The organism is Mycobacterium sp. 1245801.1 (assembly GCF_001673055.1).
In the GTDB taxonomy this organism is placed as follows: Bacteria; Actinomycetota; Actinomycetes; order Mycobacteriales; family Mycobacteriaceae; genus Mycobacterium; species Mycobacterium europaeum_A.
The window spans coordinates 1-524 of sequence record NZ_LZKY01000009.1 but is presented as its reverse complement, the minus strand read 5'-3'; the positions used below and the strand labels follow the sequence as shown (position 1 = coordinate 524).

The 524-nt window shown below is 75.6% G+C and carries 1 protein-coding gene; it reads left to right on the top strand.

From position 1 onward, the window contains the following. Positions 1 to 524: CoA transferase (locus A5622_RS00620; protein ID WP_232002790.1), on the top strand; the 524-nt coding region annotated here is incomplete at both ends.

Below are 524 nucleotides of genomic sequence, written 5' to 3'. Positions count from 1 at the left end.
GGCCGCCTTCTGGTCGCGGGCCGGGGTGGCGCACCTGCTCACCCGCCCCGGCGACACGCCCCCGTTCCAGCGCGGCGGCATGGGCGACCACTCCGCCGGGATGACGATGGCCGCGGCCGTGTGCGCGGCGCTGCTCGCGCGCGAACGCACCGGGACGGGCCAACTGGTCACGACCTCGCTGTACCGGCAGGGCGCCTACACCGTCAGCTTCGACCTCAACACCTATCTGATGAGCGGCCAGCCGATCGCGATCGGCCAGCGCGAAACGATGGGCAACCCGTGCATGAACAACTACGCCGCCTCCGACGGGCGGCGGTTCTGGATCGTCGGCCTGGAGCCCGAGCGGCACTGGCCGGCGCTGTGCCGCGCGGTGGGCCGGCCCGAGTGGCGCGACGACCCGCGCTTCGCCGATGCCCGGGCCCGCGCCGCGAACTCGGCCGCGCTGATCGCCGCGCTGGAACGGGGGCGTGTCGCCGGGGCGGGTGAGCAGGTGCGCCACCCCGGCCCGCGACCAGAAGGCGGCC